Source organism: Sphingomonas hominis (assembly GCF_013328205.1).
Lineage (GTDB): Bacteria > Pseudomonadota > Alphaproteobacteria > Sphingomonadales > Sphingomonadaceae > Sphingomonas > Sphingomonas hominis.
Genome location: NZ_JABULH010000001.1, coordinates 305,196 through 326,370 on the forward strand (window position 1 = coordinate 305,196; position 21,175 = coordinate 326,370).

Annotated in this window: 21 protein-coding genes; 5 read left to right on the forward strand and 16 right to left on the reverse strand. The window is 67.9% G+C overall.

All coding sequences use genetic code 11. The features are described 5' to 3' along the window. Positions 1 to 539 precede the first annotated feature (539 nt). The 3 genes from HRV97_RS01575 to HRV97_RS01585 all read right to left on the reverse strand — a co-directional run bounded on the left by HRV97_RS01575 (position 540) and on the right by HRV97_RS01585 (position 3,386). A complete protein-coding gene (locus tag HRV97_RS01575) occupies positions 540 to 1,223 on the reverse strand; it encodes a DUF1013 domain-containing protein (RefSeq protein WP_174191946.1) in 684 nt (227 codons plus the stop codon). Between the two features lie 206 nt (positions 1,224 to 1,429). Then, the gene (locus tag HRV97_RS01580) at positions 1,430 to 2,452 is read right to left on the reverse strand and encodes a glycosyltransferase family 4 protein (protein WP_174191947.1); all 1,023 of its coding nucleotides are present in this window, start codon (positions 2,450 to 2,452) and stop codon (positions 1,430 to 1,432) included. Between the two features lie 7 nt (positions 2,453 to 2,459). Continuing rightward, positions 2,460 to 3,386, reverse strand: a complete 927-nt coding sequence (locus tag HRV97_RS01585) for a UDP-2,3-diacylglucosamine diphosphatase (protein WP_174192596.1) — start codon at positions 3,384 to 3,386, stop codon at positions 2,460 to 2,462. A 285-nt stretch (positions 3,387 to 3,671) separates the two neighbouring features. On the opposite strand from HRV97_RS01585, the gene HRV97_RS01590 reads away from it, so the two are divergent. After that, positions 3,672 to 3,932, forward strand: coding sequence for a hypothetical protein (locus HRV97_RS01590; RefSeq protein WP_174191948.1), 261 nt, complete (start codon positions 3,672 to 3,674; stop codon positions 3,930 to 3,932). Between the two features lie 96 nt (positions 3,933 to 4,028). Here HRV97_RS01590 and HRV97_RS01595 read toward each other — a convergent pair whose 3' ends face one another. Further along, positions 4,029 to 5,030 carry an NAD(P)H-quinone oxidoreductase gene (locus HRV97_RS01595; protein ID WP_174191949.1) on the reverse strand — a complete coding sequence of 334 codons (1,002 nt, stop codon included), beginning with the start codon at positions 5,028 to 5,030 and terminating at the stop codon, positions 4,029 to 4,031. A 67-nt stretch (positions 5,031 to 5,097) separates the two neighbouring features. Between HRV97_RS01595 and HRV97_RS01600 the strand changes: the two genes are divergently transcribed. Together HRV97_RS01600 and clpA are read left to right on the forward strand one after the other, a co-directional pair. After that, on the forward strand, positions 5,098 to 5,295 hold the full coding sequence (locus HRV97_RS01600) for a DUF1192 family protein (protein WP_174191950.1): 198 nt from the start codon (positions 5,098 to 5,100) through the stop codon (positions 5,293 to 5,295). Between the two features lie 352 nt (positions 5,296 to 5,647). Continuing rightward, positions 5,648 to 7,957, forward strand: coding sequence for an ATP-dependent Clp protease ATP-binding subunit ClpA (gene clpA / locus HRV97_RS01605; protein ID WP_174191951.1), 2,310 nt, complete (start codon positions 5,648 to 5,650; stop codon positions 7,955 to 7,957). A gap of 499 nt (positions 7,958 to 8,456) precedes the next feature. Here the strand turns inward: clpA and HRV97_RS01610 are convergent, their stop codons facing one another. From HRV97_RS01610 to rimP, 7 genes are all read right to left on the reverse strand, one after another. Next, the gene (locus HRV97_RS01610) at positions 8,457 to 9,035 is read right to left on the reverse strand and encodes a thymidine kinase (protein WP_174191952.1); all 579 of its coding nucleotides are present in this window, start codon (positions 9,033 to 9,035) and stop codon (positions 8,457 to 8,459) included. Between the two features lie 12 nt (positions 9,036 to 9,047). Continuing rightward, entirely contained in the window at positions 9,048 to 9,434 is a 387-nt protein-coding gene (gene rbfA, locus HRV97_RS01615) for a 30S ribosome-binding factor RbfA (protein ID WP_174191953.1), read from the reverse strand. 123 nt (positions 9,435 to 9,557) lie between these two features. Next, positions 9,558 to 12,413, reverse strand: a complete 2,856-nt coding sequence (gene infB / locus HRV97_RS01620; protein WP_174191954.1) for a translation initiation factor IF-2 — start codon at positions 12,411 to 12,413, stop codon at positions 9,558 to 9,560. Next, positions 12,410 to 13,141, reverse strand: coding sequence for a DUF448 domain-containing protein (locus tag HRV97_RS01625; RefSeq protein WP_223176538.1), 732 nt, complete (start codon positions 13,139 to 13,141; stop codon positions 12,410 to 12,412). The genes infB and HRV97_RS01625 overlap by 4 nt, the downstream gene beginning before the upstream one ends. Further along, positions 13,122 to 13,364 (reverse strand): tautomerase family protein, encoded by a 243-nt coding sequence (locus HRV97_RS01630; protein ID WP_174191955.1) that lies wholly within the window; start codon positions 13,362 to 13,364, stop codon positions 13,122 to 13,124. The genes HRV97_RS01625 and HRV97_RS01630 overlap by 20 nt, the downstream gene beginning before the upstream one ends. Beyond that, a complete protein-coding gene (nusA, locus tag HRV97_RS01635) occupies positions 13,364 to 15,007 on the reverse strand; it encodes a transcription termination factor NusA (RefSeq protein WP_174191956.1) in 1,644 nt (547 codons plus the stop codon). The genes HRV97_RS01630 and nusA overlap by 1 nt, the downstream gene beginning before the upstream one ends. Position 15,008: 1 nt before the next feature. Then, positions 15,009 to 15,569, reverse strand: a complete 561-nt coding sequence (gene rimP / locus HRV97_RS01640) for a ribosome maturation protein RimP (RefSeq protein WP_174191957.1) — start codon at positions 15,567 to 15,569, stop codon at positions 15,009 to 15,011. Between the two features lie 219 nt (positions 15,570 to 15,788). Between rimP and HRV97_RS01645 the strand changes: the two genes are divergently transcribed. After that, a complete protein-coding gene (locus tag HRV97_RS01645) occupies positions 15,789 to 17,024 on the forward strand; it encodes a PQQ-dependent sugar dehydrogenase (RefSeq protein ID WP_174192600.1) in 1,236 nt (411 codons plus the stop codon). A 20-nt stretch (positions 17,025 to 17,044) separates the two neighbouring features. Here the strand turns inward: HRV97_RS01645 and HRV97_RS01650 are convergent, their stop codons facing one another. Together HRV97_RS01650 and HRV97_RS01655 are read right to left on the reverse strand one after the other, a co-directional pair. Further along, positions 17,045 to 17,428 (reverse strand): PaaI family thioesterase, encoded by a 384-nt coding sequence (locus tag HRV97_RS01650; protein ID WP_174191958.1) that lies wholly within the window; start codon positions 17,426 to 17,428, stop codon positions 17,045 to 17,047. After that, positions 17,425 to 17,907, reverse strand: a complete 483-nt coding sequence (locus tag HRV97_RS01655) for a PaaI family thioesterase (protein ID WP_246248476.1) — start codon at positions 17,905 to 17,907, stop codon at positions 17,425 to 17,427. The genes HRV97_RS01650 and HRV97_RS01655 overlap by 4 nt, the downstream gene beginning before the upstream one ends. A gap of 115 nt (positions 17,908 to 18,022) precedes the next feature. On the opposite strand from HRV97_RS01655, the gene HRV97_RS01660 reads away from it, so the two are divergent. Beyond that, complete coding sequence (locus tag HRV97_RS01660; RefSeq protein ID WP_174191959.1) at positions 18,023 to 18,829, forward strand: crotonase/enoyl-CoA hydratase family protein; 807 nt, start codon at positions 18,023 to 18,025, stop codon at positions 18,827 to 18,829. Between the two features lie 24 nt (positions 18,830 to 18,853). Here the strand turns inward: HRV97_RS01660 and HRV97_RS01665 are convergent, their stop codons facing one another. The 3 genes from HRV97_RS01665 to HRV97_RS01675 form a co-directional block, all read right to left on the reverse strand. Then, on the reverse strand, positions 18,854 to 19,411 hold the full coding sequence (locus HRV97_RS01665; protein WP_174191960.1) for a hemerythrin domain-containing protein: 558 nt from the start codon (positions 19,409 to 19,411) through the stop codon (positions 18,854 to 18,856). A gap of 88 nt (positions 19,412 to 19,499) precedes the next feature. Then, complete coding sequence (locus tag HRV97_RS01670; RefSeq protein WP_174191961.1) at positions 19,500 to 19,961, reverse strand: acyl-CoA thioesterase; 462 nt, start codon at positions 19,959 to 19,961, stop codon at positions 19,500 to 19,502. A gap of 427 nt (positions 19,962 to 20,388) precedes the next feature. Further along, positions 20,389 to 21,171, reverse strand: a complete 783-nt coding sequence (locus HRV97_RS01675) for an SDR family NAD(P)-dependent oxidoreductase (protein ID WP_174191962.1) — start codon at positions 21,169 to 21,171, stop codon at positions 20,389 to 20,391. Positions 21,172 to 21,175: the final 4 nt, after the last annotated feature.

Sequence of the window (21,175 nt, forward strand, 5' to 3'; positions counted from 1 at the left end):
GCCCGACGCTAGCGGGCGGGGGCGGGCGGCGTCACGTAGATAATGAAGCGGGCGGCTTAATGTGGGCGGGGGTGACGTGGCGGAAAGGCGTGTCGGCTGGGTCGGCGGTGCGGAAGGTTACGCTAAGGTCACACCAACGCGGGGTGTGGATGGCCGGAAGGTCACGCGAAGGTCACACCGTCGTGGGGTGTTGGACGATCGGAAGGTCACGCGAAGGTCACACCAACGAGGGTTTCTGACGGGCGGAAGATGGCTTCGAAGCGTTCTGCGACAGTTTGGCGCTTTTCCTTGCGTCACCCCGGACTTGATCCGGGGTCCCGCTTCTTGGGAACCGTAGGAGAAGGCAGCGGAATCCCGGATCAAGTCCGGGATGACGGTAGTGGTAGGGTGGGTACGACACTCCTACCCGGTGCTGCTGTTCGCGGCGGACCGAGATGACGGTCCGCTTGGATCGACCATGAAAAGAGCCGCGGCCGGAGGTTCCGGTCGCGGCTCTCGCTGTATTGCGCGGCCGGGCTGTAGGACAGCCGGCGCGTGGCTCAGCGGCGGAATGGGTCCTCGAACGCCGGGCGGGCGGTCGCGCCCTCGTCGAAGCCCTCGCCATTCTCCGCGTCGCGTGCGGCCTGGTCGCGCTCGGCGCGAAGGCTCGCGATCAGCGCTTGACGATCGCCGTCGAGGCGGGTGTCGGTCTGCTGCTGCTCGATGCCAGCCGCCTTTGCCGCCTTGTTGACTGCGGCGTCGAGTTCGCGCTGGCTGGTGAGGCCGAGCGTAACCGGGTCCTTCGGCGTGATGTTGGCGATGTTCCAGTGGCTGCGGTCGCGGATCGCGGCGATCGTCGTGCGCGTGGTGCCGATCAGCAGCGAGATCTGCCCGTCCGAGATTTCGGGATGGTTGCGGATGATCCAGGCGATGCCGTCGGGCTTGTCCTGCCGCTTCGATACGGGCGTGTAGCGCGGGCCCTTGGTGCGGCGGACCTGCTCGGGGCCCTTGGTCATCTGCATCCGGTAGTCGGGATCGGCCTGTGCGCGATCGACCTCTTCCTGCGTCACCTCGTGCGCGCGGACGGGATCGCGCCCGGTCAGCTTGCTTGCCGCAGTGTCGTCGGCGATCGCCTGCACTTCGAGGATGTGGAGGTCGCAGAAGTCGGCGATCTGCTCAAAGGAGAGGGCGGTATTGTCGACCAGCCAGGAAGCGGTGGCGTGGGGCATGAGCGGCTGGGCCATGCGGGAACTCCATAAATGCAAAGGGCCGCCCCTTACCGGAGCGGCCGCATGATGCCGACGGACTTAGTGCGTGGCGCGCGCGAGGGCAAGCGGGGTGTGCGGGGCGCGGTTGCGGCGGATCGGGTCGGCGATGCCGGAAGAGAAGAAGCGGGATCCCGGGTGGAGCCGGGGATGACGGTGAGGCTGGGTGAGCCGTGGATGACGAGTCAGGCGGCTAGCCGTGTTGATCCGATCGGTTGCAGCGCGGCGAGGAACTGTTCGGTGCTGGCGGTCCAGGTGAAGCGTTGCGCGGCGTGGGCGCAGGGGTGGCGGTCGAGCGTCAGCGCGCTGGCGATTGCCCGTGTCATGTCCGCGTGGATCGCGCCGGTGGCAGGGGTGAGCACGTCGACGGGACCGGGCACCGGAAAAGCGGCGACGGGCGTGCCGCAGGCGATCGCCTCGATCATCACCAGTCCGAACGTGTCGGTGCGGCTGGGAAAGACGAAAGCGTCGGCGCTGCGATACGCCGCGGCAAGCGCGTCGCCCGACCGGCGGCCGAGGAAATGCGCGGCGGGAAAGCGTTGCTGCAGGGGGGCGAGCGCGGGGCCGTCGCCGATCACGACCTTGCTGCCCGCGGCAGGGGCGCTGAGGAACGCCTCCAAATTCTTCTCCACCGCGACGCGGCCGACGTAGAGCAGCACGGGGCCGGGCAGCGCGCGGATCGCCGGGTCGATTGGCCCGTCGGGCGTGAAGCAGTCGAGGTCGACGCCGCGGCCCCACAGCCGGGTATGCGGCAGACCGTGGCGGTGGAGCGTATCGGCGATCGTCGGGGTGGAGACGAGCACCGCCTCGGCCGCGGCGTGGAACCAGCGGACGTAGCGCCACACCCATTCGGGATCCATGCCGGTGCGCGCGGACACGTAATCGGGGAATTGCGTGTGATAAGCGGTGGTGAACGGCAGCGCGCGCGCGCCGCACCAACGCCTGGCCGCGAGCCCGAGCGGGCCCTCGGTCGCGATGTGGATCGCGTGCGGCGCGAAGGCGGCGAGGCGGCGGCCGACCGCCGAACGCCCGGCGAGCGCGAGGCGAATTTCGGGGTAGGTCGGGCAGGGGAGGCTGGCGAAGGCGTCAGGCGCGACCACCAGCACGTCGTGCCCCGCCGCGAGCAGGTGCGCGCGCGTCGCCTCCAGCGTGCGCACCACGCCGTTGACCTGCGGCGCCCAGGCGTCGGTGACGATCGCGATCCGCATGAGGTGCTCAGGCCGCGAGTGTGAGGGGTGCGGGCTCGCTCGTCACGCGCGGGCGGCGCGCGATCTCGTCGGCCCAGTGGAGCAGCTCCATGCGGCCGTCGTGATGTTCGACTAGCGCGGTGCAGCCCTCCACCCAGTCGCCGTCATTGTAATAAGCGACCCCGGCGATGTCGCGGATCTCGGCGGTGTGGATGTGCCCGCACACGACGCCGTCGACGCCGCGCGAGCCGGCGGCTTGTGCGACGACTTCCTCGAAGCGCGAGATGAAGGCGACCGCGTTCTTGACCTTCGCCTTGGCGTGTTTCGACAGCGACCAATAAGGCATGCCGGCGCGGCGGCGGAAGGCGTTTACCCAGCGGTTTACCTCCATCAGCGCGTGATAGGCGACGTCGCCGACGTGCGCGAGCCAGGTGTGCGCCAGCGTGATCGCGTCGAACTCGTCGCCGTGGAGGACGAGCAGGCGGCGACCGTCGGCGGTCTCGTGGATCGCCTTGCGCCTGATCTGGATGCCGCCAAAGTCGAGGCCCGCGAACTGGCGAAACATCTCGTCGTGGTTGCCGGGGATGTAGATCATCCGCGTGCCGCGACGCACGCGCTTCATCAGGCGCCAGACAACATCGTTGTGCGCCGCGGGCCAGTAGAAGCGCTTCTTCAGCCGCCAGCCGTCGATCATGTCGCCGACCAGGTACATCGTGTCGCTGTCGACATGGTCGAGGAAGTCGATCAGCAGGTCGGCGTTGCAGCCGCGCGTGCCCAGATGCACGTCGCTGATCCAGATCGTGCGATAACGGCGGCGCGCCCGCTCGGCCTCTGGGCCCTCGGGTTCGGGACGCGCAGGGCGTGCGGCGGCGAAATCGAGCAGGTCGGTGATGTCGGCGCTGCTGCCGTCTCGTGCAGCAACGGAACGTAGGCGCGCGATCGTCTTGGCGGTCATGGCGAGGCTCTCCCGGTCGGGAAAGGTCATAAACCAACCATGTTACGTGCGCGTCTCGGGCGCGTGACGCGGGCGCGACAGGGCCGTGACGGCGGCACGACAGGGGCATGACGGTTCGGCGTCACTGTCGGTTGGTGGGGCCCGTCGGCCGGTAATGCCACGCGGAACTGTCTCACGCTTGCAACATCGATCTGCTTTTACGCCCTCAAGCGCTTGAGGGGCGCGCGGCGGCGTTGACTTGCGCGGCCGCGCGGCGAAAGCGAACACAAACAGGAGGAAATCATCATGTCGTTCAAGTCCATGCTGGGTGGCAGCGTCGCAGCCGCAATGCTCACCGTGTCCACCGCCGCTGCCGCGGCACCCGCGCCCACCAACCCGGCGGCGTCGCTGTCGGTCCGTGCCGCGACGCCGGCCGCGAAGGCGAGCAAGATCGGCGCGCAGGTACCTGGCACGACGCTGATCAACATCGGTATCCTGGCGGTGATCGTCGCAGTGGTGCTGGTTGCGACCGGCGGCGACGACGACGACAACAGCGACAGCAACTGATCGGCGCGGGCCGGCGCGGAGACGCGCTGGCTATTGTCGACCCGAACAAAGTGGGCGGCGTACCTGATCGGGTGCGCCGCCCTTGTTGTTGCAGGATCAGTCGAGCGTCAGCACGATCTTACCGACATGGTCGCCCGCCTCCATCCGGCGGTGCGCCTCGGCCGCGTCGGCGAGTGGGAAGCTGCGGTCGATCACCGGCTTGAGGCGCCCCGCCTCGACGTGCGGCCATACCGTTTTGTGCAGTTCGTCGGCGACCAGGCCCTTGAACGCCGCGTCGCGCGCGCGCAGCGTCGAGCCGGTCAGCGTCAGGCGGCGGCGCATGATCTCGAAGATCGGCACGGTCGCGGTCGCGCCGCCCTGCACCGCGATCGAGACGTGGCGGCCGTCGTCCGCCAGGCATTGCAGGTTGCGCGGCACGTAATCGCCGCCGACCATGTCGAGCACCGCGGCGCAGCCTTTGCCGCCGGTGATCGCCTTCACCTCGGCGACGAAATCCTGCGTGCGGTAGTTGATCGCGTGGTGCGCGCCGAGCGTGCGTGCGGCCTCGCACTTGGCGTCCGACCCGGCGGTGACGATGATGGTCAGGCCGAACAGTCGAGCGAGCGCGATCGCCATCGTGCCGATGCCGCTCGTGCCGCCGTGCACCAGCACGGTGTCACCCTCGACCGCGAAGGCGCGCTCGAACAAATTGGTCCACACGGTGAACAACGTCTCGGGCAGCGCGGCGGCCTCGGCCATGGACAGCGATTCTGGAACGGGCAGGCACTGCGCGGCAGGAGCGACGGCGTATTCGGCATAGGCGCCGCCCGCGACCAACGCGCAGACCGGCTGGCCGATCATCGCCGCGTCGACCTCGTCGCCGACCGCGACGATCGTGCCTGACAGTTCGAGCCCGAGCGTGCGCGGCGCGCCCGGCGGGGGCGGGTAGCCACCCTTGCGCTGGAGCACGTCGGGGCGGTTGACCCCCGCCGCCGCGACGCGGATCAGCACCTCGCCCGCCGCGGGGGACGGGACCGGGCGCTCGCCCGGCACCAGCACCTCGGGTCCGCCCGGCGTATCCGGGTCGATCGCCAGCATCGTCTCGGGCACGTCACCCATTACCGATTTCCCCCATTTTGCGGCGGTCTTATTGACTTCGCGTCGGGCACGGTCAACGTTCATCGCCGTGGACTTGGACGATATCCTCGGTCGCCGCGGCGACGACCCGCTGACGGCCTTGCTGCGCGAGGACCTCGATCGGCTGTCGGTCGCCGAGCTGGAGGCGCGCGTTGCGGCTCTGGAAGGCGAGATCGCGCGGTGCCGCGCCAAGATCGACGGCGCGGTCAGCCACCGCGCCAGTGCGGATGCCCTGTTCAAGTCATGAACGGGGTTTAAGTCATGAACGGGGTTCAAGTCATGAACGGGCGTGCCGTCAGAGCCCAGCCGAAGCACCCCATCACGCGATGATGCGGCAGCGCGCTTCTACCCGGTCACGACGGACACGGGTGGAGGTGAGCGTCGGGCGTCTGCGACAGACGCGGCCAGCAGGGATGGCTGCAGGGCACAGGCGGGTTGCGACGAACCGTGACGCGCATCGTGGAGCCAAGTGGCGGCGCCCCAAGTTTAACTTCCTCACGGCGTGGATCGGGTGCGGCTTGATGCGGACGGTCCGGCTCCCGACATGGGTTGAAAGGGCATCGCCTGTTCGGGCGGCGTCCGACAGGAGTAAGTAACTGATGCCTTCCTTTGCCAGCGCACTAGAGACCACGCTGCACAAGGCGCTCGAGGCCGCGTCCTCGCGTCGCCACGAATATGCGACGCTCGAGCACCTGTTGCTCGCGTTGATCGACGACGAGCATGCCGCCCAGGTAATGGGCGCGTGCGGCGTCGACACGGGTGAGCTCAAGACCACCGTCGCGCATTACCTCGACACCGAACTCGGCGCGTTGAAGGTCGACGCCGCCACCGATCCGTCGCCCACCAGCGGCTTCCAGCGCGTCGTCCAGCGCGCAATCCTCCACGTCCAATCCTCGGGCCGCGACGAGGTGACGGGCGCCAACGTGCTCGTTGCCTTGTTCAGCGAGCGCGAGAGCTACGCGGTCTACTTCCTCCAGCAGCAGGACATGAGCCGGCTGGATGCGGTGAGTTTCATCAGCCACGGCGTTGGCAAGGGCAACGCCACCCCGGAGGCGACCAGCGTGAAGGGTGCGGAGGAAGAGAAAAAGGAAAAGGCCGACGGCAAGAAGGGCGAGAGCGCGCTCAAGCAATTCACCGTCGACCTGAACGAGAAGGCGAAGACCGGCAAGGTCGATCCGCTGATCGGGCGCTCGGCTGAGGTCGATCGGACGGTGCAAATCCTGTGCCGCCGCTCCAAGAACAACCCGCTCTATGTCGGCGATCCCGGCGTCGGCAAGACCGCGATCGCGGAAGGACTGGCGCGCAAGATCGTCGAGGGCGACGTGCCCGAGGTGCTGCTACCTGCCGTCATCTACTCGCTCGACATGGGCGCGCTGCTCGCCGGCACGCGTTACCGCGGCGACTTCGAGGAGCGGTTGAAGGCAGTCGTCAACGAGCTGGAGAAGATGCCCGACGCGGTGCTCTTCATCGACGAAATCCACACGGTGATCGGTGCGGGCGCGACATCGGGCGGAGCCATGGACGCGTCGAACCTGCTCAAGCCGGCGCTGTCGGGCGGGACGATCCGCTGCATCGGTTCGACCACCTACAAGGAGTTCCGCAACCACTTCGAGAAGGATCGCGCGCTGCTGCGCCGGTTCCAGAAGATCGACGTCAACGAGCCGTCGGTCGAGGACACGATCAAGATCCTCGCCGGGCTGCGCAGCGCGTTCGAGACGCATCACTCCGTCAAGTACACGCCCGAGGCGATCAAGTCGGCGGTGGAACTGTCGGCGCGCTACATCAACGACCGCAAGCTGCCCGACAAGGCGATCGACGTGATCGACGAGGTCGGCGCGATGCAGATGTTGGTGGCTCCGAACAAGCGCAAGAAGACGATCACCGCCAAGGAGATCGAGCAGGTCATCGCGACGATGGCGCGCATCCCGGCCAAGTCGGTGTCGACCGACGACAAGAAGGTGCTGGAGCATCTCGAAACCGACCTGAAGCGCGTCGTGTTCGGGCAGAATGCGGCGATCGAGAAGCTGTCGAGCGCGATCAAGCTGGCGCGCGCCGGCCTGCGTGAGCCGGAGAAGCCGATTGGTAACTATCTGTTCTCGGGTCCGACCGGCGTCGGCAAGACCGAGGTGGCAAAGCAGCTTTCCACGATCCTCGGCATTCCGCTCCAGCGGTTCGACATGTCGGAATATATGGAGCGCCACTCGGTTAGTCGCTTGATCGGCGCGCCCCCGGGCTATGTCGGGTTCGACCAGGGTGGTCTCTTGACCGACGCGGTCGACCAGAACCCGCATTGCGTGCTGCTGCTCGACGAGATCGAGAAGGCGCACCCGGATCTGTTCAACATCCTGTTGCAGGTGATGGACAACGGTCGCCTAACCGACCAGCACGGCAAGACGGTCGACTTCCGCAACGTCATCCTGATCATGACGACCAATGCGGGGGCGAGCGACATGGCGCGCGAGACGGTCGGCTTCGGCAATTTGACCCGCGAGGGCGAGGACGAGCAGGCGGTGCAGAAGATGTTCACGCCCGAGTTCCGCAACCGCCTCGATGCGATCGTGCCGTTCGGTTACCTGCCGCCTGAGGTCGTCGCCCGGGTGGTCGACAAGTTCATCCTCCAGCTCGAACTGCAGCTGGCCGACCGTGACGTCCACATCAAGCTCGATGACGAGGCGAAGACGTGGCTGACGACCAAGGGCTATGACAAGCTGTACGGCGCCCGCCCGATGGGCCGTTTGATCCAGGAAAAGATCAAGCAGCCGCTCGCCGAGGAACTGCTGTTCGGCAAGCTGGTCCACGGCGGCGAGGTGACGGTGACTCTCAAGGACAATGCTTTGTCGTTCGCGATCGAGCCAGCGGCGCCCAAGCCCAAGAAGAAGGGCGGCAAGGCGGAGACGGTCAAGGCGTAACTTGCGCCGTAGCGACACGTGAGATGAGCCCCGGCTGGGTAAACTGGCCGGGGCTTTCTTTTGTTTGATCCGCCATCATGCCGCCCTTGAGCCGGGATCCCGCTTCTTGTGCGCGGCGCCGCTGAGAAGCGGGACTTCGGATCAGGTCGGGGGTGACGATTGGGTCGGATGATGGGCTGTGTCGAACGTAACAGCGCCGAGGCTTAGTGTGCTTGCGTGTCGATGCGATGTCTGTGCCGGGCTCAATCGAGCGGCTGCTATGACAGTGTGAGCAGAACGAGGCTCAAGCCCTTGTTCGCCACGATCCCGTGAACTCGGCTGTCCGCGCCACCAACGCTGCGCCTTCATAAACCGTCATCCCGGGCTTGATCCGGGATCCCGCTTCTTGTGCGCGGCGCCGCTGAGAAGCGGGACTCCGGGTCAGGTCCGGGGTGACGAGTGGATAGGGTTGGTGCGGTGTGTCGGACCGCGGGTTCGCCGGTGCGAGCGTTCCCGCCGATCAGCCCGCTAGCGCCTCGGTGAAATGACGGCGGCACAGCGCGACGTAGCGGTCGTTGCCGCCGATCTCGGTCTGCTGCCCCTGCGCGATCGGGCGACCGCCATCGTCGACGCGCAGGTTCATCGTCGCCTTGCGCCCGCACGCGCAGACCGACTTGATCTCGATGAGCGAATCGGCGAGCGCGAGGAGGCGCGCCGAGCCGGGGAACAACGCACCCTGGAAGTCGGTGCGCAGACCATAAGCGAGGACGGGCACGCCGAGCGTGTCGGCGAGCCAGGCGAGCTGGTCGACCTGCGCGTCGGTGAGGAATTGCGCCTCGTCGACCAGTACGCACGCGACCGGCGCGTCGGCGTGTCGTGCGGCGACCTGTGCAGCGATATCGGTCGCCGCGTCGAACGGAGTCGCGGGCGCGGACAGGCCGATGCGCGAGGTGATCGTGCCCGCGGCGAAGCGGTCATCGATCGCGGCGGTGAACAGCATCGTCGCCATGCCGCGCTCGCGGTAGTTGAAGTCGGCCTGGAGCAGGTTCGTCGACTTGCCGGCGTTCATGCTGGCGTAGTAGAAATACAGCTTGGCCACGGCAGGCGCGCGTTATTCAGCGTCGAGGTCGCGCGCGACTTCCGGGCGACGCAGCAGCGCGTCGATGTGGCTGCCCTCGTCGAAGCTCTCGTCCGCGAGGAACTTCAGCTTGGCGGCATATTTGTTCTGCACGCGGTGCGCGACCTCGCGCTGGAGATAGGCGGTGTTGGTGCGCAGCGCCTTCAGCACCGCTTCCTCATCGCGCCCGAGCAGCGACTTTACGAACACCGTCGCGTGACGCAGGTCGGGCGACATGCGCACTTCCGTCACGCTCACGACGTGCTTGGCGAGCGTCTCGTCGTGCACGTCGCCGCGCTGGAGAATCTCGGACAGGACGTGGCGCACCTGCTCGCCGACGCGCAGCGTACGGACGGACTTTTCCTGCGGTTCTTTGTTCATTTCAAAACTCCCTCTCCCCTCTGGGGAGAGGGGTGGGGTGAGGGGACGATGCCTCGCAGAGGACAACGCCTAGCTCGGCCCCTCTCCCAACCCTCTCCCCGGCGGGGAGAGGGCTAGATGATTTTACAGCGTGCGCTCGCGCAGCTCGACTTCGTAGGTTTCCAGGTAATCGCCTGCCTTGATGTCGGTGAAGTTCTGCGTGAACGTCACACCGCATTCCAGACCGGCGCGGACCTCGGCGACGTCGTCCTTGAAGCGACGAAGCGACGCGATCTCGCCCTGGTAGATGATGACGTCCTGGCGCGTGATGCGTGCCTTGAGCGCCTTGCGGATAACACCGTCGGTGACGAGCAGACCCGCCGCGCGACCGTGCTTGCCGGCCGAGAAGACCTCGCGGATCTCGGCGCGACCAACGACGGTCTCGAACGCTTCCGGCCCGAGCTCGCCCGCCATGCCGGCGCGGATCTCGTCGATCAGGTCGTAGATGACGTCGTAATATTTCAACGCCACCTTCTGCCGCTCGGCGATCTCGCGTGCCTTGGCGTTCGCGCGGACGTTGAAGCCGATGATCGGGGCTCCGCTCGCACCCGCCAGCGTCACATCGCTCTCGGTGATGCCACCGACGCCCGAATGGAGCACGCGCGCGCGGATCAGGTCGGTCGAGATCTTGTTGATCGACGCGACGATCGCCTCGACCGTGCCTTGCGTGTCCGCCTTCACGACCAGCGGGTATTCGATCGCCTTGTTCGCGGCGAGTGCCGAGAACATGCTCTCGAGGCTCGCCGGGGCCGAGGTGGTGCGCTTCTGCGTCAGCACGCCCTGGCGATATTCCGCCACTTCGCGCGCACGCTGCTCGTTCTCGACCACCTGCAACTGGTCGCCTGCCGACGGTGTGCCGGTGATGCCCAGCACCTCAACCGGCATCGACGGACCCGCGACCTTGAGCTGACGCCCCTTGTCGTCGACGATCGCGCGCACCTTGCCGCTCTCCGCGCCGACGACGAACACGTCGCCGACCTTGAGCGAGCCGCGCGTGACGAGCACGGTGGCGACCGGACCACGGCCCTTGTCGAGCTTGGCCTCGACCACGCTGCCCTCGGCCGCGCGATCGGGGTTGGCACGCAGTTCGAGCAACTCGGCCTGAAGCTGGATCTTCTCGATCAGCTCGTCGAGGCCGGTCTTCTTCAATGCGGAGACTTCGACGTCCTGCGTCTCGCCGCCCATTTCCTCGACCTGCACGTCATGCTCGAGCAGACGCTCGCGCACGCGCTGCGGGTTGGCGTCGTGCTTGTCGACCTTGTTGATCGCCACGATCATCGGCTTGCCCGCCGCCTTGGTGTGGTTGATCGCCTCGATCGTCTGCGGCATCAGCCCGTCGTCGGCCGCGACCACCAGCACCACGATGTCGGTGACGTCGGCGCCGCGCGCACGCATAGCGGTGAACGCCTCGTGACCCGGCGTGTCGAGGAAGGTAATCTTCGACTTGTCCTTGAGCGTCACCTGATAGGCACCAATGTGCTGCGTGATGCCGCCGGCCTCACCGCGCACCACGTCGGTGCCGCGCAGTGCGTCGAGCAAGCTGGTCTTGCCGTGGTCGACGTGGCCCATGATGGTCACGACCGGCGGACGCGGCTGCAGATCGGTGTCGACGTCCTCGGCCGTGTCGACCTGCAGATCGATATCGGCGTCGGACACGCGGACGATGTTGTGGCCGAATTCGGTCACCAGCAGTTCCGCGGTATCCTGGTCGATTGTCTGCGTCATGGTGACCGGCATGCCGAGCTTGAACAGCGTCTTGACGAGGTCGGCGCCCTTTTCCGCCATGCGGTTGGCGAGTTCCTGCACCGTGATCGCCTCGGGCACCTGCACGTCGCGGACCTGCTTGGCCTGCGCCTCGCGCGGACCGCCGAAGCCACGCTTCTCCTTCTCGCGTGCACGCTTCAAGGCGGCGAGGCTGCGCGCGCGGGCGCCGTCCTCATTGAGCGCACGGTTGACGGTCAGCTTGCCGCCGCGGCGCTCGTCCGACTTGCGGTCGCGCTGCGTCGGGCGCGACGGCGGCGCGGTGCGCGCGGGCGACAGACCGCCAGCGGTCGGGCGTGCGGTCTGACCAGCCGACGAGGTCGTCGGCGCGGCGGCCGCGGGCTGCTGCACGGGCTCGGGCTTGGGCTGCGGCTTGGGGATTTCGGGCCGAGCGACCGGCGAGAAGCGGCGCGGTGCCGGCATCGAAGGATCGCGGCCGAGCTCCACCACCGGACGCGGCGCGAGCGTCGCCGGGCGCGGCGCGGGTGCGGGGGTCGGTGCAGGTGCGGGCGCCGGAGTCGGCTCGGGCTTTGCTGCCTCGACGGGCGCGGGTGCGGGCGTCGGCGCGGGAGCCGGGGTCGCCTCTGCCTGGGGCTGCGGCGCAGGCGGCGTCTCGCGGACTACCGGGCGGAAGCCGCGCGCACCCATCGGGGTGGCGACGGTCAGCGCCGGCGCGGCGGGTGCGGGCGTCGGCTCGGGCGCAGGCGTCGGTGCGGCGACGGGCGCCGGCGTCTCGACCGGTGCGGGCGCGGGTGCTGCCTTGGCTTCCGCCTCGGCACGGCGCTTTTCCTCGACGCGCGCGCGCTCGGCCTCGGCGGCCTGCTGGCGCTCGACCTCCTGGCGGCGGCGCGTTTCCTCGAGCGCGTGCATCCGCTGCTCGTCGGCCTCGCGCAGCATGCGGGCCTGGCGCTCCTGCGCGCTCTCGTTGCTGACGGGCGCGCGCGGCGGCGTCGGCGCGGGCGCGGGTGCCGCGACCGGGGTCGGCTCGGGCGCAGGCGCCGGGGCCTGCTCGGCCGCACCCTGCGGACCGAGCACGCGGCGACGCTTCACCTCGACCACCACCGTATTGCTACGGCCGTGGCTGAAGCTCTGCTTCACCTTGCCGGTCTCGACCGTGCGCTTCACGCCCAGCGGCGCGCGCATTCCGAGCTTCGGCTTGTCGTTGTCGGTCTCGCTCACTCAAATTCCTCGTTCATCGTCACGGCCGTAGGCATCCGGTCGGGACCGGGCGCCGATGCGCCTTGCGAGGCCGTTTCGCAAGGTGCCGGGATAGGATCAGGGCCGATAAAGTGCAGCCAGCGACCGAGCGCCTCGCCCAGTCGGTCGGCCGCCGCGCGGTCGGTGACACCGATGTGTACCACATTCTCGCGGCCCAGCGCCAACGACAATATGGGGCGCGGGAGGGCGAGAACCAGACCCTTGAGGTCGCTTCCTTCACGCTCCGAGCCGACGCGCCACGCCTGTGCCAGCTTGCGCGCGCCGTCGGCACTCGCGTCGGCGGCGTGGTAGAGCGCGCGCAACTGCCCGCTGCGCGCCGCATTCTCGATCCGCTCGGCACCGGTCAGCAGCGTGCCGGCACGCGCCTCCAGCCCCAATCGGTCGAGCGCGTTCTTTTCCAACGCGGCCTGGATCGCCGCGGGTAGCGTGTCGGACACCTGCACGTCGTTCGACTTGAACGCGCGCGCGAGCGCCCCGCGCAGCCGGCCCTTAGGCAGCGCTTGCTCCAGTTCGCCGCGCGTCACCCCGATCCAGGCACCGCGACCCGGCGCCTTCGCGCGCACGTCGGGGTAGACCTGCCCATCGGGGCCGAGCACCAACCGTACCAGCGCGTGCTGCGGCGCACGGTCGCGGGTCAGGATGCAGGAGCGGGTGGGGCCGTCTATTGCCTCATGGTCGGGGTTCCGCATGCGCGTCTCCCTTTGCAGCGGCAGCATGAGCGGGCGAGTCGCGGTCGGCGATCAACTGCCCACCCGCGCCGTAATTCTCCGTCGACACTTCCTCGATCACGATCTGCACCGCGGCCGGGTTCTTGCCCAGCCGCGCGACCAGCGAGGCCGTGACGTCGGCCACGATCCCCGCCTTCTGCTCCTTGGTGGCGGAGCCCGACACCCTGATCGACACGAACGGCATCAGTCGCGCGCCGCCTCCTGCACCGCGGGCTCGGCATCCTCATGGGCCACGCTCGAAGCCTCGGCCGCCGGCTCGTCCTCGAACCAGTGCGCGCGCGCCGCCATGATCATCTCGTTGCCCTGTTCCTCGGTCAGGCCATAGGCACCGAGCACGCCGCCCTTGTGCTCGGGGCGCTTGGGCGCGTCCTCGTTGCGGCGGCGCGGTTCCTGGCGCTTCTTCTCGATCAGCTCGTCGGTTGCGAGGTCGGCAAGGTCGTCGAGCGTGCGGATCTTCGCCTTGCCCAGCGTCACCAGCATTGCCTCGGTCATGTACGGCAGCTCGGCCAGGGCGTCCTCGACACCCAGCGCGCGGCGCTCCTCGCGCTGCGCGGTCTCGCGGCGCTCGAGCGCTTCCTGCGCGCGGCTCTGGAGTTCCTGCGCGAGGTCCTCGTCGAAGCCTTCGATGCTCGCCAGCTCGTCGAGCTCGATATAGGCGACCTCCTCCAGCTCGGTGAAGCCTTCGGCGACCAGCAGCTGCGACAGCGTTTCGTCGACGTCGAGCTCGTTCTGGAACGTGTCGGTGTTCTTGACGAACTCGGCCTGGCGCTTCTCGCTGGCGTCGGTCTCGGTCAGGATGTCGATCGCCTTGGCGGTCAGTTGCGATGCGAGGCGGACGTTCTGGCCGCGACGACCGATCGCGAGCGAGAGCTGATCGTCGGGCACGACGACCTCGATCCGGTCCTCTTCCTCGTCGATCACGACGCGCGCGACATTGGCGGGCTGCAGCGCGTTGACGACGAAGGTCGCAGTGTCGGGCGACCAGGGGATGATGTCGATCTTCTCGCCCTGCATCTCCTGCACCACCGCCTGCACGCGGCTACCCTTCATGCCGACGCAGGCGCCGACGGGGTCGATGCTCGAATCATGGCTGATGACGCCGATCTTGGCGCGGCTGCCCGGATCACGCGCCGCGGCCTTGATCTCGATGATGCCGTCGTAGATTTCGGGTACTTCCTGCGCGAACAGCTTCTTCATGAAGTCGGGGTGCGCGCGGGACAGGAAGATCTGCGGGCCGCGGTTCTCGCGCACCACCTTCAGGATCAGCGAGCGGATGCGGTCGTTGACGCGCACCACCTCGCGCGGGATCTGCGCGTCGCGGCGGATCACGCCCTCGGCGCGGCCGAGATCCACGACGATGTGGCCGAACTCGACGCGCTTGACGACGCCGGTGATGATCTCACCCGCGCGGTCCTTATATTCCTCGAACTGGCGCTCGCGTTCGGCGTCGCGCACCTTCTGGAAGATCGTCTGCTTGGCGGCCTGCGCCTGGATGCGGCCGAACTCGATCGGGGGCAGTGGATCGACCAGGAAGTCGCCCAGCTCGGCGCCAGCCTGAAGCTTCTGCGCGCCCTTCAGGTCGACCTGCTTGTAGATGTCGTCGACCAGCTCGACCACCTCGACGACGCGCCACAAGCGCAGGTCGCCGTTGTTGGGATCGAGCTTGGCGCGGATGTCCATCTCCTGGCCGTAGCGCGTGCGCGCCGCGCGCTGGATCGCGTCCTCCATCGCCTCGATGACGATGCCCTTGTCGATCATCTTCTCCGACGCGACCGAATTGGCGATCGCGATCAGTTCCGCGCGGTTCGCAGTGACGCCCGTGGCCATCTTACTGACTGTCCTCTTCTTCGAATTCTTCTTCTTCCGCGCCCTCGAGCGAGAGCGGAACGGTGGCGGCGATCAGCCGGTCGGTGAGCAGCAGCTTCGCGTCGGCGACCTGGTCGAACCCGATCGTCATCGCCTCATGCTTGCGCACGTCGATCGTGATCCGGTCGCCGTCGGTGCCGACGAGGTCGCCGGTCAATTGCTTGCGTCCATCGACCGGCGCGGTCAGGTGGATGCGGGCCTCATGCCCCTTCCAATCCTCGAAATCCTGCAACCGGGTCAGCGGGCGGTCGATGCCGGGGCTCGACACCTCGAGCCGATAGGCGCCGTCGATGTAATCGCGCCCGGCTTCCTCCGCCGCGTCGAGCTGGTCGGAGATGCGGCGCGACAGATCGGCGCAATCGTCGATCGTCAACTGGCGCGTGTCGGGACGCTCGGCCATCACCTGCAACGTGCGCTCGTCGCCCTTGCCGAACAGGCGCACGCGCACCAGCGCGAAACCGAGTGCCTCGGCCTCGGGCGCGATCATGGTGGATAGAGCAGTTACATCGTCCAAGCGGATCATCCGAACATGCGTTTCTTGCCGCCGCGGAGCGAGCCCCGCAGCCCCTTGCACCTCGCGATGTAAGAGAAAGCACGATTGATATAGACCGATCGCGGCTACCTCGCAACCCGGCAACGCTTCGTGACGGGGCTTCGTGACAGGCCCGCGCCGGAACAAGTATGTAGCCTTCGTCTTTGTGGCGGAAGAAACATTGCTACTTGGGGGAACAAATCCGTGCGCCTGATCGCCTTCACCGCCGCGCTGCTCGCCTCGACCGCCTGCTCCGCCGAGCCGCAGGCACAGGCCGGCGCGAACACCGCCGCTGCGCCCGGCGACGTGACGCAGGGGCCGCAAGGTCCTCAAGTCGCCGGCAGCAACGCTCCCGTGCCGAAGAACGCGCCGGCACCAACGGCGCGCAACGTGCCCGCGACCACCGGACGCGCCAACATTGCCGCAACCGAGCCGCCCGTCACGATCACCGTGATGGGCCAGTTCGGCGACCCGTTCTCGATCGCGTTCCTGCCCGACGCGAGCCTGCTGGTGACCGAGAAGGCGGGCGCGCTCAAGCTGCGCGCCGCCGACGGGCGCGTGTCCGAAATCGCGGGCGTCCCCGCGGTGGCGGGCGGCGGGCAGGGCGGGTTGCTCGACGTCGCGCCCGCGCCCGATTTCGCGACCAGCCGCACGATCTACCTGAGCTATGCCGAGCCGCGCCCCAACGGCGGGTCGAGCCTCGCGCTGATGCGTGCGCGCCTCGATGGCACTAGCCTGCGCGATCAACGCGTGATCTGGCGCGCGGGCTCGGACGGTCCGGGCGGGCAGTTCGGCGCGATCATCGCCTTCGCGCCCGACGGCAAGTCGCTGTTCCTGACCTCTGGCGAGCGCCAGCGCTTCACTCCCGCGCAGGACCCGGAGCAAGCGCTCGGCAAGATCATGCGCCTGACGCTCGACGGCGCGGCATGGCCGGGCAACCCGATGTACAAGGCGGGCGGGGTGCGCGCGATGACCTGGTCGAGCGGGCATCGCAACCCTTACGGCCTCGTCTTCACGCCCGACGGTCGGTTGTGGGAGGAGGAAATGGGCCCGCGCGGCGGCGACGAGCTCAACCTGATCCAGCCGGGCAAAAATTACGGCTGGCCGCTGGTGTCGAACGGCGACAATTACTCGGGGGTTGAGATACCCGATCACCCCTCGCGCCCCGAATTCCAGGCGCCGGTCGCGTGGTGGAACCCGGTGATCTCGCCGGGCGGCATGATCGCCTACACCGCCGCGATGTTCCCGGCCTATCGCGGCTCGCTGTTCATCGCCGGACTATCGAGCAAGTCGCTGGTCCGCGTCGCGGTGAACGGCGAACGGGCCCGCGCCGCCGAGCAGTGGACCATGGGCGAGCGTATCCGCGACGTGGCGCAAGCGCCCGATGGCGCGATCTGGGTGATCCAGGACGACGGCAAGCTGCTGCGGCTGACCCCGAAGCGCTGACGCGCGCGTCCCCGTTGGCGTCAGTCGCGCTCGATCAGGTAATTCATCCGCGCCGCCGCGATCGGCTTCGCGCGGTCGTCCTGCCACGCGAACGCCTCGACGTTGGCGACGCGGTTGCCCAGCCGGGTGATGGTGCCCGCCGCGCGCGTCTCGCGGTCGCGCCCGCCGCGCATGAAATCGATCGTGACGTTGATCGGCTTGATCCGTCCGCCGCCTTCCTCCGCGAGCGCGTGGTGCAGCGCCGCGATCGCCGCAACCTCGAGCAGGCCGGAGATCGCGCCGCCTTGCAGGAAGCCGGGGCGGCCGACGACGCCGTCGTGAAACGGCATCATCATGACGGGCGTGCCGTCCTCGGCATGTTCCAGTTCGGCGCCGAGCACCGCGGCATAGGGCGGCAGCTTCATGCCTGCTGCTCCTTCGCCGGCGCGGAGGCGCGCGTCGGGCGCGGATATTGCCCGCTCGGGATCATGAAGGTGGCGGCGACGTGCGCGACCGGGTCGTCCAGGTCGCCGTCGTGCGCGATGCCGCGCGTGAACGCGATCGAGCGCGCGACGCGCAGGCATTCGGCGCGGCCGATCACGGTGCGCTCCGGGCGGGCGGGGCGCAGATAATCGATCCGGAGGTCGAGCGTCGCCTGCGGCACGAACACCTTGATCTCGTTCCAGATCGCGAAGCTCGTCGCCATGTCCATCATCGCGATGATCGGCCCCGACGCGATCACGCCGCTTTCCTCATCGCCGATCAACTCCGGCGAGTAGGGCAGCGCAAGTTCGATCCAATCATCGCCGCGCGCGTGAAAGCGGATGCCGAGCCGCCCGCCGTGCCCGCCGAAGCTGGTCACGTCGAGCTGATCGAGCGTCATCGAGAACGGGTCCCATTTCATGCGCCGTCACCTACACGGCTGCCGCGCCCGCGCAACATCGCGCCGCCGCGGTTGCGACGCGCACGCCCACGCGCTAGCCGTTAAGCCGTCAGACTTAAGCGGGGGACCCACGCCGATGACCGATATTGAGCCAAGCGAGGTCGCGGATCGCGTCTCGATCACGCTTGCAGACGGCATTGCCGACGTGCGCCTGACGCGCGCGGACAAGATGAACGCGCTCGACCCCGCGATGTTCGCCGCGCTGATCGACGCGATCGAGCGGTTGAAGACGATGCGCGGGGTGCGCGCGGTGGTCCTGTCGGGAGAGGGCCGTGCCTTCTGCGCCGGGCTCGACATGGCGTCGATGGCGGGCGGCGGATCGGGGTTGAAACTCGACGAGCGGACGCACGGTATTGCCAATACTGCGCAATATGTCTGCACCGGCTGGCGCGACCTGGGTGCGCCGGTGATCGCCGCGGTCCACGGTGTCGCGATGGGCGGCGGGTTCCAGCTCCTGTCGGGCGCCGACATCCGCGTCGCGCATCCGGCCACGCGCATGGCGATCCGCGAGACCTATTGGGGGCTCGTTCCCGACATGGGCGGGTTCGTGCTGTGGCGCGGCACCGCGCGCGAGGACGTGCTGCGCGAGCTCGTCTATACCAGCCGGGAGTTCACTGCGGCGGAGGCGCAGGGCTGGGGCCTCGTCACGCATCTCGACGACGATCCGCACGCCCGCGCGATGAGCATCGCGCGCGAGATCGCCGTGCGGAGCCCCAAGGCGGTGCGTGCATCGAAACGCATCTTCCACGCCGTCCCCGACATGGACGCCGCCGCGATCCTGCTGGCGGAGAGCGAGGAGCAGGTCGCGCTGATCCGCCAGCCCGAGCAGATCGAGGCCGTGCGCGCCAACATGGAGAAGCGCGCGCCCGTGTTCGAGGACTGACGCGCGCCGTCGCAGCGTTGCGCGTCAGGCGAGTTTCAGGCCTTCCTTGTTCATCGCGCGCGTGATGTGCTTGTTCTGCTTGTCGCTCAGTTTCGCGCGCATCTTGGGAAAAAGGTCGTCCTCTTCCTCGCGCATGTGCTGTTCGATCATCGCGCGGAACTCCTTGACCTTGGGCAGCCAGGCGGGATCGCTCTTCGGCATCTCGGTCAGGTCGAAGAAATACTGCTTCACGTAGCCGTGCTCGTGATTGAGGTGATCCGCCGCCTCGGTCAGTCCCTGGTCGCGCATCATCGCGTAGACGACATTCTCTTCCTGGAACGCGTGCTTGCCGATCGCGTGCTTCAACTGCATCAGCAGCACCGCGCGCCGGCCGGGATCGCTGTCATCGCTCGCTTCGATCAGGTCGAACAGCTTGAGCGCCGCGGCATGCTCCGCCGCTAGCGCCTCGTCCCAATTGCCCGCCATGACGGTCGGCGCCTGCACCGCGGCCTTGCGCACGAGGTTGACCGCCAGGCCGGCTGCCACGCCTGCCGCCGCGCCGATCGCGATGGTGCGGCCGGTGCTGTTCGTTTCGCTCGTCATGGTGCATCTCCCGATCAAGGAATCGGCAGTCGAACGAAGCGGTTAGATGCACGTTCCGGGCACCAGGCGACCGATGTATTGATGGAGATTAGTCTGCACTGTTCGCTCCCGGGCCATCCGGCTGAGCCAGCATCGTCTTCGCGGCCAGCGCTTGGCGGAAGTCGTCGGGCAGGCTGCCGTCCTTCGGATCGGTCATAACGAGCACGGTGTCGCACGTCGCGATCGCGCGACCGTTCTGGTGCATGACTGCCAGGATTTCCCATGACCGGCGACCCACCTTGCCGATCCCGGTCGCGATCTGGACGTCGGCGGGGAAGCTGCCTTCCGCCAGGTAATTGACCGCGTTCATCGCCACCACCGCGCGAAAGCCATTCTCGCGATTGATGTGGCCGAGCGTCCAGTTGAACCGCACCCGCGCGGTCTCGAACAAGCCGGCGAAGGCGACATTGTTGATGTGCCCCATCGCGTCGAGATCGCCGTAGCGCGTCGGTACCGTCTCGCGGACGGGATAGCTGGCGAGGTCGAGGCGGTAGGGTGCGGGGCGGGGCATGGCGGCTTTCTGGTTGGGGTGGGGCGGGAGCTTGGTTGGTCACCCCGGCGTTGAGCGGGGGGCTGCTTGGGTGGTTCGGCGCGGCAGTCACTGGCGCAGCACAGATTGTCGGGTGTCGCTAGAGCGATTTCCGAACCACTTACCTCATCGTCATCCCGGACTTGATCCGGGATCCCGCTGCCTGCTTCCGCTCCATCCAAGAAGCGGGACCCCGGATCAAGTCCGGGGTGACGAGAGGATGCGCGTCGAGTTGGTGAAAGAGCGCTCCGGTTGACGATCAAAGCGAACAGTTGATCGGCAGCGCTCCGGGCGGACCGGCGCGGGAGCAAGCCCCGCGCCGTCGGACGGGTTCGGCGGGGCCGACCCGCCGGCCGGCCTTGCGCGAGGGCGGCACAGGCTGCGCCTGCGACCGGGCCCGCGCTGCGGCTCACCGCGGCGCCATCCGAATCCCGCCGTCCAACCGCACGTCCTCGCCGTTAAAGTAGCCGTTCTCGATCATCGTCAGCGCGAGACTGGCGTATTCGGGCGGGTTGCCTAGCCGCTTGGGGAAGGGGACCGACGCCGACAGCGCGTCCTTCACGTTCTGCGGCGCGGCGGCGAGCAGCGGGGTGTTGAAGATGCCGGGCAGGATCGTGTTGACGCGGATCGCCTCGTTCATCAGGTCGCGCGCGATCGGCAGCGTCATGCCGACGACGCCACCCTTCGACGCCGAATAGGCTGCTTGACCTATCTGCCCGTCTTCCGCCGCGACGCTGGCGGTGTTGATGATGACGCCGCGATCGCCGTCTTCCTGCGGGTCGAGCGTCATCATCCCCGCCGCCGATTTCGCGATGCAGCGGAACGTGCCGACGAGGTTGATCTGGATGATCGCGTTGAATGCGTCGAGGGGGAAGTGCTTGATCGAGCCGTCTTCCTTCGACCGGCTCGCGGTCTTGATCGCGTTGCCGGTGCCCGCGCAATTGACCAGGATGCGCTCCTGCCCGTTCGCGGTGCGCGCTTTCTCGAAGCCGGCGTCGACGGACGCCTCGTCGATGACGTTGACCTTGCAGAACACGCCGCCCAGTTCCGCGGCCACCGCTTCGCCCTTGGCCTCGTTCAGGTCGAACAGTGCGACGCGGACGCCCTTCGCCGCCAGCGCGCGCGCGGTCGCCTCGCCCAAGCCCGAGGCACCGCCGGTGATGACCGCGGATACGTTGTTGTCGAGTTTCATCTTG